The organism is Mesorhizobium sp. M7A.F.Ca.CA.004.06.1.1 (assembly GCF_003999135.1).
GTDB lineage: Bacteria > Pseudomonadota > Alphaproteobacteria > Rhizobiales > Rhizobiaceae > Mesorhizobium.
This window is the reverse complement of sequence record NZ_RZPQ01000275.1, coordinates 1-6,770: the sequence shown is the minus strand read 5'-3', so window position 1 is coordinate 6,770 and position 6,770 is coordinate 1. Positions and strand designations below refer to the sequence as shown.

9 protein-coding genes are annotated in these 6,770 nt (G+C 65.1%); 4 read left to right on the top strand and 5 right to left on the bottom strand.

All coding sequences use genetic code 11. The features are described 5' to 3' along the window. From EN906_RS17500 to EN906_RS17480, 5 genes are all read right to left on the bottom strand, one after another. A partial coding sequence (locus EN906_RS17500) for an FAD-dependent oxidoreductase (protein ID WP_164777217.1) occupies positions 1-669 on the bottom strand: 669 nt, incomplete at its 3' end. Beyond that, positions 666-1,649, bottom strand: a complete 984-nt coding sequence (locus tag EN906_RS17495) for a branched-chain amino acid ABC transporter permease (protein WP_164748655.1) — start codon at positions 1,647-1,649, stop codon at positions 666-668. The genes EN906_RS17495 and EN906_RS17500, both read right to left, overlap by 4 nt. Further along, the gene (locus EN906_RS17490) at positions 1,646-2,554 is read right to left on the bottom strand and encodes a branched-chain amino acid ABC transporter permease (RefSeq protein WP_127271373.1); all 909 of its coding nucleotides are present in this window, start codon (positions 2,552-2,554) and stop codon (positions 1,646-1,648) included. The genes EN906_RS17495 and EN906_RS17490 overlap by 4 nt, the downstream gene beginning before the upstream one ends. Then, a complete protein-coding gene (locus tag EN906_RS17485) occupies positions 2,551-3,300 on the bottom strand; it encodes an ABC transporter ATP-binding protein (RefSeq protein WP_127272525.1) in 750 nt (249 codons plus the stop codon). The genes EN906_RS17490 and EN906_RS17485 overlap by 4 nt, the downstream gene beginning before the upstream one ends. After that, on the bottom strand, positions 3,297-4,094 hold the full coding sequence (locus tag EN906_RS17480) for an ABC transporter ATP-binding protein (protein ID WP_127270676.1): 798 nt from the start codon (positions 4,092-4,094) through the stop codon (positions 3,297-3,299). Before EN906_RS17480 ends, EN906_RS17485 begins: the two co-directional genes overlap by 4 nt. 126 nt (positions 4,095-4,220) lie before the next feature. On the opposite strand from EN906_RS17480, the gene EN906_RS17475 reads away from it, so the two are divergent. The 4 genes from EN906_RS17475 to EN906_RS17460 all read left to right on the top strand — a co-directional run. Further along, the gene (locus EN906_RS17475; protein ID WP_127270675.1) at positions 4,221-4,955 is read left to right on the top strand and encodes a GntR family transcriptional regulator; all 735 of its coding nucleotides are present in this window, start codon (positions 4,221-4,223) and stop codon (positions 4,953-4,955) included. Then, on the top strand, positions 4,952-5,434 hold the full coding sequence (locus EN906_RS17470) for a DUF3830 family protein (RefSeq protein ID WP_127270673.1): 483 nt from the start codon (positions 4,952-4,954) through the stop codon (positions 5,432-5,434). Before EN906_RS17475 ends, EN906_RS17470 begins: the two co-directional genes overlap by 4 nt. Then, complete coding sequence (locus EN906_RS17465) at positions 5,435-5,788, top strand: TIGR04076 family protein (protein ID WP_127270671.1); 354 nt, start codon at positions 5,435-5,437, stop codon at positions 5,786-5,788. Continuing rightward, positions 5,785-6,770 (top strand): aldo/keto reductase (locus EN906_RS17460; protein WP_164777216.1); only part of this gene is annotated, 986 nt, incomplete at its 3' end. The genes EN906_RS17465 and EN906_RS17460, both read left to right, overlap by 4 nt.

Here is a 6,770-nt window from a genome sequence, read left to right as displayed (position 1 = left end):
GCCATCGGCTATGCGATCAACCGAGGCGACGCGCGTCTGCTCGAAGACCTTCGCGCCGGCTTTCTCCGCCGCATCGGCAAGCCCGCGCGCATAGGCGACCGGATTGAGCACGCCGCCGCAACGATCCATCCAGCCGCCGGCATAGCCCGGCACGCCCGTCAGGGCTTCGATTTCCTGCCGATCCAATGTGACTGCCGGCCGGCCAAGCTGTGCCCATTGCCCGGCACGTGACTTGACCTTCTCGAAGGCGGCAGGCGAATGCGCAGGCTGGATCCATCCGTTCTGCACGGCGTCGCAGTCGATGCCGTGCTGCCGGATCAGGCGGAAAACCAGGTCGGCGCTGCCGGCGGCGAAATCGATCAGCCTTTCGCCGCGCGACGGTCCGAGATGGGCCAGTATGTCGACTGGATCCATTTTGGCGAAGTTCGGCACGACAAAGCCCGCATTCCTGCCGGTCGCACCCCAGGCGATGAATTCGGCTTCGAGAACGGCGACGGAAAGGCCTTTCCCCGCCGCGTGCAGCGCGGTGGAAAGACCGGAAAAGCCACCGCCGACGATGGCCAGGTCGACAGCGAGCCCGCTCTGCAGCGCCGGCCGCTCGCGGCGGTTGCGGCTGACGGCATGCCACAGCGAAGCGCCATGCGTTTCCCGCCGAACCGTGGCATTCATGACGGCGAAATGCTCCTGGCCGTCGCCGCCTTCGCCCGCTTATCTAACCAGGACCGCCGCGGTCTGTCGCCGAATAGGCCGTTCGGCCGGATCAGCAGTATGACGCAGAGCATGACGCCGATGGCGGCGATCTGCAGCGCGGCGGCGCGAGCCTGCTGTTCCGGCGGGAAGAGGATGCTGGTCAGCGTGCCCGATCCGGCCCATATCGCCCACACCAGGATGCTGCCGATGACGGCGCCGAGATTGCTGCCGGAACCGCCGACGATCAGCATCACCCAGACCTGGAAGGTCAGGATCGGCAGATAATTGTCCGGCGCGATGAAGCCGGTGAAATGCGCCTGCAGCGCGCCGGCCAGCGCCATGATGGCGCCGCCGACGGCAAAGGCCTGGACGCGGTAGAAACGCGCGCTCTTGCCAAGCGAGATCGCCGCCCGCTCATCCTCGCGCAACGCCTTCAAGACCCGCCCCCACGGGCTGCGCGACAAATGTTCCAAGGCGAGATAGGCGATCAGCGTCACCACCGAGACCACGCCAAGGTTGGACAGGTTGAACAGCAGCGGCGTCTCGGCAAGGCTGCCGAAGGGGCGCGGAATAAAACCGATGCCGAACGGGCCGCCGGTCAGTTTCTGCGCGTTGAGCGCGACCAGTTGCACGACGACGGCGACGCCGAAGGTGGTGATCGCCAGATAGTCGGATTTCAGCCGCAGCGTTGCCATGCCGGTAAGCGCTGCAGCGATGCCGCCGACGACCATGGCGCCCGCCCAGCCGACAAGGATCGGCAGGCCGAAGCCGCCCAGCCGCGCGGCATCGTCCGGTGTGGTCAGCAGCGCCGATGTGTAGGCGCCGATGGCGACGAAGCCGGCGAGGCCGACATTGAACAGCCCGGTCAGGCCCCACTGCAAATTGAGCCCTAGCGTGACCAGCGAGAAGATCAGCGCTGTGGTCAGGAAGAAGGCGCCGTAGCCGAGCAGGTCCATCAGCGTTCCCTCACACCAAACAGGCCGATCGGCCGCACGAACAGCACCGCCATCAGGATGATGAAGGAAACGGCGGCGCGCCACTCGGCGCCGATCAACTGCACCGCACCAGCCTCGGCGAGCCCGATGATCAGGCCGCCGAGCACCGCACCGGGAATGCTGCCGATGCCGCCGAGAATGGCGGCGGCGAACATCGGCAGCAGCATGTCGAAGCCCATGAACGGGCGGATCTGCACCAGAATGCCGATCATCACGCCGGCGACGCAGGCGAGAGCGCCGCCGATGACCCAGGTGACGCGCACCACGCTGGCGACATCGATGCCGACGATGCGGGCCAGCGCCGCGTTCTGGCTCAAGGCCTGCATCGAGCGGCCGGTCTGCGTGCGCGTTATCAACAGATGCACGCCGAGCACCAGCACCGCGGTCAGCAGCAAAAGCGCGATCTGGTCGGGTGTGATGCGGATGCCGAAGCCGATCGGCATGGCGATCTGGATCGCGCGGCTGAAATAGGTCGGCCGCGAGGTGAAGGTGAATTCGAGCAGGCTTCTCAGCGCCATCGAGGCGCCGAAGCTCGCCATCACCACGATGATCGCCTGGCCTTGCGAGCGAAGCCGCGAAAACAGCACCTTGTCGAGCAGCAGCGCCAAGAGCGCGGTGAAGGCCATGCCGATAACGAGCGCAACAATGAGCGGCCAGCCGAAGGACAGCGGTGCGATCGGCGCCACCTTGCCTACTGTCGCACCGATGGCGCTGACGACGGCCAGCGTCGCATAGGTGCCCCATGCCATGAAGTCGCCATGGGCGAAGTTCGAGAAGCGCAGGATCGAATAGGTAAGCGTCACGCCGATGGCGCCGAGGCCGATCATCGAACCCGTCAGCAATCCGTCGACGACAAATTGCAGGCTCATGCCTCACCTCCTTTCCCTGCCTTAGATGGGCGCTGGCCGAGATAGAGTTCGGCGACCACCGGATCGTTCCACAATTCGGAGGCGATGCCCTCGTGCCGGTCCTTGCCTTCGACCAGGACATAGGCGCGGTCGCCGATGGCGAGCGCCGCCTTGGCATTCTGTTCGACCAGCAGGATGGTGACGCCGGACTTGCGGATGCCGGCCAGCATCTCGAACACCATCGAGACGAATTTCGGCGACAGGCCGGCCGACGGCTCGTCCAGCACCAGCACTCTGGGGTGGACGATCAGCGCCCGTGCGACAGCGAGCATCTGCCGCTGTCCGCCCGACAAATTGCCGGCGGCGGTGCGGCGCTGGCGGACGAGGTCTGGGAAGGCGGCATACATCTCCTCGATGCGGGCAGGGATTTCGCGCCGCTCGAGGACGCCGCAGGCGACCCTGAGATTGTCCTCGACCGACATCAGCGGGAAGATGTTTTCGGTCTGCGGCACGAAGGCCAGTCCAAGCCGCACCATGGTGTGGGCAGGCGCAGCGGTGATGTCCTTGCCGTCCAGAAACACCGTGCCACCGGTGATCGGGACGAGGCCGGCGATGGCCTTGATGAAGCTCGACTTGCCGGCGCCGTTGGGGCCCAGCACGACGACGATCTCGCCTTTTTTGACAGTGATCGAGGCGCCGCGCACGATCGGCACGCCGGGCTCGTAACCGGCTTCGAGGTCGCGGACTTCGAGGACGATCTCGCTCATGCCGCGCCTCCGAGATAGGCCTCGATGACACGTGGGTCGCGAGCGACTTCTTCGGCCGTGCCTTCGCTGAGCAGCTGGCCGCTCGCCATGACGAGGACGCGATGGCAAAGCCGCGTCACCATATCGATATTGTGCTCGATCAGCAGGAAGGTGATGCCACGCGCGTTGATGTCCCGGATGCGGTCGATGATGACCTCCAGCAGCGTCGCGTTGACGCCGGCCGCCGGTTCGTCGAGCAGTATGATCGCCGGGTCGGCCATCATCACGCGGGCGAGTTCGAGCAGCTTGCGCTGGCCGCCGGAAAGCACCCGCGCCGGCTCATGCGCGAGATGGGTGAGGGTGACCAGTTCCAGCAGTTCGAGCGCCTTTGTCCTGGCGGCTCTTTCCTGCGCGGCGACGCGCCATGGCGTGATGAAATTGGCGAGCAGCTTTTCGCCGGCCTGGCCCTGTGCGGCCAGCATAATGTTTTCGATCAGCGTCAGATTGGGCAGCGGGCGCGGGATCTGAAAAGTTCGGCCAACGCCATGACCGATGCGCAGATGCGCGGCTTCGCCCGAGACAGGCGTGCCGTTGAGTAGGATCTCGCCGCTGGTCGGCAGGATGCTGCCGGCGAGCAGGTCGAACATCGTCGTCTTGCCTGCACCATTGGGGCCGATCAAGCCGAGGATTTCTCCCGCTTTGACGTCAAACGAGACATCGTTGACCGCGACAAGGCCGCCGAACCGCCTGACGACATTCCTTGCCGTCAGAACCGGCGCGCGGGTTTCCCCTTGCCGTTTGGTTGCCTCGCTCATCAAACCCTCTGGCCGAAGACGATCGTTGCCGTCTCCTGATTATGATTTGTGATCACACTTGCTTTGATCACGCTATTCGGCTTTAATTTCATCCGCAAGCCGAAAACCGGCCAAGAACGGAATTCCATGCAAAAGGCTGCCATCGAAAAGAACAACGAGGCGATCGCGGCCCAGCTTGCGCCAGTCGGCCGCGAAACTGTGCAGGACCGCGTCTACTCGGAATTGCGCCGCGCCCTGATCGGCGGCCTGTTCGAGCCGAGCCAGGTGCTGACCATCCGTGGCCTAGCTGACGCCTTGGTCACCTCGACCATGCCGGTGCGCGAGGCGCTCGGCAGGCTGATCACGGAAAAGGCGCTGGAGGCGCTGCCCAACCGTTCGGTGCGTGTGCCGCCGATCACATTGGAACGGCTGGATGATCTCTTGCGTGCCCGCATCCTGATCGAGGGCGAAGCGATCGCGCTGGCCGCCGCCCGCATGGGCCCGCGCCAGATCGCCACCATCGAAACCATTCTCGGCGAATGGGACGAGATGCGGGCGCTGAAACACAAGAAGGACGTCGATCGCGAAGTGACGCTCAATCAGAGCTTTCATTTCGAGATCTACCGCTCCTGCGGCTCGGCCGTGCTGATCCCGATGATCGAGAGCCTGTGGCTGCAATCGGGGCCCTGCATCCGCGTCGCTATCTATGCCTTCTCGGAGGCCGGCGAAGTCGACACCGCCCAGTATCACCGCCGCATCGTCATGGCGCTGTCCACGCAGGATGCGCAGGCGGCGCGCGAATCGCTTGTCGCCGACATCAGCCGCCCCTTCACCTTCCTGCGCAGCAAGCTGCAGGCCGCCGCCGCGAAAGACCAGACATGACCGCCATCAGGATCACCGAGCCGCGCTCGCAGCTTTCCGTCACGGCGCTGCTGCTGCCCGAGAAGGCACCGGAAAACGCTGCCTTCCTCTCGGCCTATCTCGGCACGCCACGTGTCGTCCCTGGCATCCATGCGATGTGGACGGGGCCGGAAATCTCCTGTCCGGTTCCCGCGGCCGATCTCGAGGGCCAGGCCTATGCGAAACCGTTGCCGGCCGAGAACGCGACGCTGACGCCGCAGCCGGGCGACATCGTGCTTTCCTACGTGCCGCCACGCATGTGGGGCGGCAATCCCAATGCGATCTTCGACATCGGCCTCTACTACGGGCAGGGCGCGCGGCTCTTGTTCCCGATCGGCTGGCTGGCCGGCAGCGTGGTGGCGCAAGTGCGCGTCGAAGAGCGTGACCGGTTCGCCGCCGCTTGCGGTGTCATCCGCCGCAACGGCGCCTGCGATGTTACCTTCAGCCTGATGGAGGCTTGAATGGCCGACGACAGTTTCGAGCTGTTCGATCTTCGCGTCGAGGCGGTCATCCCGGAGGGCAAGCCGATCTATTGCGGCGCCAAGGAAGGCGACTATTTCGAACTTAAGGGCGAGATGCTGTCGATGCCGGCAGGGCAGGGTTTTTCGATCTATTCGCTCGCCGCCGTCTTGCCTCTGCTGGCGGCCAAGCAGCGCCCAACCCACCCGAACGACTGGATGACCTCGGACGCGGAGATCGCTTGTCCCGATCCCAATTGCGCCAGCCGGCTGAGGATCGTCAGGATGGCCAAGCGGCGGTTCAGCCACGCCGAGACCACGGCGGTGCCGCTGCCTAAAGAGGATGACCTGAGATGAGTGCCAACACCTTCGAACTCGGCTCTGGCTACACCATCTCGCGCGTCATCCGCGGCGGTTGGCAGCTGGCCGGCGGCCACGGCGCCATCGACCGCAGCCAGGCGGTGGCCGATCTGATCGCCACCTTCGATGCCGGCATCTGGACCTATGATTGCGCCGACATCTACACCGGCGTCGAGGAATTGATCGGCGCCGCGCGCCTGCGACTGGCCAGTGAGCGCGGCCTCGATGTCGCCGCCCGGATGAAGGTGCACACCAAGCTGGTGCCCGACCTCGAACGGCTGGCCAGCATCAGCCGCGACTACATCAGGAGCATCGTCGACCAGTCATTGCGGCGGCTGAAGACCGAGCGGCTCGATCTCGTTCAGTTCCACTGGTGGGATTATGACCAGCCTCGCTATGTCGAGGCGATGGGCTGGCTCGACGAGCTTCGGCTTGAAGGCAAGGTGCGCAATCTCGGCACCACCAATTTCGACACGCCGCGCCTGGCTGAAATCCTTGCCGCCGGCATACCGCTGGTCAGCCAGCAGCTGCAATATTCGGTGCTCGACCAGCGGCCTGGCAACAGCTTGGCGAACCTCGCCGCCAAACACGGCGTCAGCTTCCTCTGCTATGGCTCGGTGGCCGGCGGCTTTCTCAGCGACAAATGGCTCGGCGTGGCCGAACCGGCCACGCCGCTCGAAAACCGCTCGCTGGTGAAATACAAGCTGATCATCGACGATTTCGGCGGCTGGGGCCTTTTCCAGCACCTGCTTCAGGCGCTGAAGGCCGTTGGCGACCGCCACGGCGTCGACATCGCCACCATCGCCAGCGCCTGGGTGCTGGAGCAGCCGCAAGTGGCGGCCGTCATCGTCGGCGCCCGCAACCAGGCGCATGCGCTGGCCAATGCAAAGATCATGGACGTTGCGCTCGACGCCGAAGACCGGGCGCGGATTGCCGCTGTCATCGCGCAAGGCACCGGTCTCGAGGGCGACGTCTACAC

Coding starts and splice junctions, on each gene's coding strand:
- EN906_RS17465 (WP_127270671.1), top strand. CDS start 5,435: ATGGCCGACGACAGTTTCGAGCTGTTCGATCTTCGCGTCGAGGCGGTC.
- EN906_RS17485 (WP_127272525.1), bottom strand. CDS start 3,300: ATGAGCGAGATCGTCCTCGAAGTCCGCGACCTCGAAGCCGGTTACGAG.
- EN906_RS17470 (WP_127270673.1), top strand. CDS start 4,952: ATGACCGCCATCAGGATCACCGAGCCGCGCTCGCAGCTTTCCGTCACG.
- EN906_RS17480 (WP_127270676.1), bottom strand. CDS start 4,094: ATGAGCGAGGCAACCAAACGGCAAGGGGAAACCCGCGCGCCGGTTCTG.
- EN906_RS17490 (WP_127271373.1), bottom strand. CDS start 2,554: ATGAGCCTGCAATTTGTCGTCGACGGATTGCTGACGGGTTCGATGATC.
- EN906_RS17475 (WP_127270675.1), top strand. CDS start 4,221: ATGCAAAAGGCTGCCATCGAAAAGAACAACGAGGCGATCGCGGCCCAG.